This is a genomic window from Pseudomonas sp. K5002, assembly GCF_013386655.1.
In the GTDB taxonomy this organism is placed as follows: Bacteria; Pseudomonadota; Gammaproteobacteria; order Pseudomonadales; family Pseudomonadaceae; genus Aquipseudomonas.
This window is the reverse complement of the sequence record NZ_JACARK010000529.1, coordinates 1-2,121: the sequence shown is the minus strand read 5'-3', so window position 1 is coordinate 2,121 and position 2,121 is coordinate 1. Positions and strand designations below refer to the sequence as shown.

The window sequence follows — 2,121 nt, the reverse complement described above, 5'->3', positions numbered from 1 at the left end:
GTCACCGAGCCGACCGGTCCGGACACCCTGGTGTTCGTGCAAATCAATGACACCAAGGTCTGCTGCCGCCTGGCGCCCGATGTGGCGCCGCAAGTGGGCGAGACCCTGACCTTGCAGTTCGACCCGGCCAAAGTGTTGCTGTTCGACGCCAAGACCGGCGAGCGCCTGGGCACTGCCGCTTCGTTGCCTGCCCAGGACCGTGCCGACAACGTCGCTCAATTCAAGGGACGCTGAAGTTTCAAATGATGTGTAGGGGCTTTTGTGAGAGTCCTGCTCTCACAAAGAAGTAAACCGCGTTAGATAAAAACAGTTAATAACAATAAAGACGAGGATGTAGGGATGAAAAAGCACCACAACAACACCCGGCTGATCTGCCAACTGTCAGCAGCAGCCGCCCTGGTACTGTCCGCCAATGCGATGGCGGACGACGCGTTCAGCGCCGATTCCAAGTGGATGACCGGCGATTGGGGCGGCGAGCGCACCAAGCTGATCGAGCAAGGTATCGACATCAAGGCGGATTACGTCGGTGAAGTCGGTGGCAACCTCAGCGGTGGCTACAACAACGACAAGACTGCCCGTTACGCTGACCAGTTCGGTCTGGGCGTGGCACTGGACCTGCAAAAGCTGTGGGGCTGGGATAACACCCAGGCCAAGATCCAGTTGACCAATCGTAATGGCGCAAACATTTCCAACGACCGTATTGGTGACCCGCGTGCCGGCACCTTGAGCTCGTCTCAGGAAGTCGACGGCCGAGGCCACATGGTGCGTCTGACCCAGTTCTGGATTCAGCACCAGATGTTCGACAACAAGCTGGACGTGAAACTCGGTTACTTCGGTGAAGGCGAAGACTTCAACACCTTCCCGTGCGACTTCCAGAACCTGTCGTTCTGTGGCTCGCAGGTCGGTAACTATGTAAACACCTGGTACAACTGGCCCGTCAGCCAGGCGGCTATCCGCGTGAAGTACAACATCACGCCTGAGCTGTATGCGCAAATCGGTGCGTACAACCAGAACCCGTCGCAACTGGAGCACGGCAACGGCTTCAAGCTCAGCGGCAGCGGCACCAAGGGCACCGTATTGCCGGTTGAATTGGTCTGGTCGCCGAAGGTCAATGGCCTGCCGGGCGAATACCGTGTGGGTTACTACAAGAGCACCGCCGACGCTACCGACGTACGTGAAGACGTCAACGGTAACGATGCTGGCACCACGGGCGCAGCCTTCCGCGTTCGCAGCAGCAAAAGCGGTTACTGGGGCGTTCTGCAACAGCAACTCACCACCCACAATGGCGATGCTTCCCGCGGCTTGAACATTGCGGCCAACGTCACCTTCCACGACAAAGACACCAACCTGGTCGACAACTACCAGTCGCTGATGCTTGTGTATAAAGGTCCATTCGACGCACGTACAAAAGATGACGTGGGTATCGGTGTATCCCGTATCCATGCCAACAGTGACGTGAAGAAAAATGCTGAGTTGCTCAACGCGGCCGGCGGTTTCACGGATTACGACCAATCGGGTTACGCACCGCTGCGTAACACGGAGTACAACGTCGAACTCAACTACGGCATCCACGTCACCAACTGGCTGACCGTGCGTCCCAACCTGCAATACATCGCCAATCCAGGTGGTGTTAAGCAAGTCGACAACGCGGTGGTAGCGGGCCTGAAAATTCAGTCTACGTTCTAACGTTGTTGCGATAAGCTCCTTCTCTCTGTGCGCATTTTGCGGGTAGCCATGGCTATCCGCTTTTTTTTGTGTGGGAGCTGGCTTGCCTGCGATGCGCGCCCCACGGTGTATCTGCCACACCGAGGCGATGCCATCGCAGGCAAGCCAGCGCCTGCAAAGATATTCAGGACCGTGGCACATGCATGAGCATCCGCTGCAACGCTTTTTCAAATCCCTGCGCGAGCGGCCGGTATTCGCCTGGGAACGCTTCCAGATGCGCGATGTGCTGGTGATCGATCACCCGCTCTGCCAGGCGGTGTTCAGTCGTCAGGGCGCGCAATTGCTGCACTTTCAGCCCACGGGCCAGAAGCCCTGGCTGTGGTGCGCGGCCAAGTGGCCGCAGGTCGGCGCCATCCGTGGCGGCGTGCCGGTGTGTTGGCCGTGGTATGGCCGCCA

Annotated in this window: 2 protein-coding genes and 1 pseudogene; all 3 read left to right on the top strand. The window is 58.2% G+C overall.

Annotated features, from left to right (window positions below):
• A partial coding sequence (locus tag HX846_RS22600; protein ID WP_178966121.1) for a TOBE domain-containing protein occupies nucleotides 1-234 on the top strand: 234 nt, incomplete at its 5' end.
• Nucleotides 235-339: 105 nt separating this feature from the next.
• A complete protein-coding gene (locus tag HX846_RS22595; RefSeq protein WP_003213016.1) occupies nucleotides 340-1,686 on the top strand; it encodes a carbohydrate porin in 1,347 nt (448 codons plus the stop codon).
• 178 nt (nucleotides 1,687-1,864) lie between these two features.
• A pseudogene (locus HX846_RS22590) lies at nucleotides 1,865-2,121 on the top strand (D-hexose-6-phosphate mutarotase); the annotation flags it as partial.